Raw genomic sequence first — 265 nt, 5'->3', positions numbered from 1 at the left:
CCTGGAGGCGGCGGTCTATGCGTAAGCTGTTCCTGTCCCATACGACTGAATTCGTGCTGTTTGCCGTCATCATCGCGATGAGCATTGTCCTGGCTTTCATGACCGACCGTTTCTTCACGCTCGGCAATGTCTTCGAACTGCTCAATATCAGCGCGGTCAACATTATCTTTGCCGTTGGCCTGCTCGTGGTGCTGATATCTGGCGGGATCGACATCTCCTTCGCGGTCGCGGCCTCGATCGTGCAATATGTCACTGCACTTGCGCT

1 pseudogene is annotated in these 265 nt (G+C 55.1%); it reads left to right on the top strand.

The window, feature by feature from the left end:
* Positions 1 to 17: 17 nt before the first annotated feature.
* A pseudogene (locus AF337_RS32910) lies at positions 18 to 265 on the top strand (ABC transporter permease); the annotation flags it as partial.

The organism is Rhizobium ecuadorense (assembly GCF_001187535.1).
GTDB classification, from domain to species: domain Bacteria; phylum Pseudomonadota; class Alphaproteobacteria; order Rhizobiales; family Rhizobiaceae; genus Rhizobium; species Rhizobium ecuadorense.
This window is presented reverse-complemented; position numbering and strand designations above follow the sequence as displayed.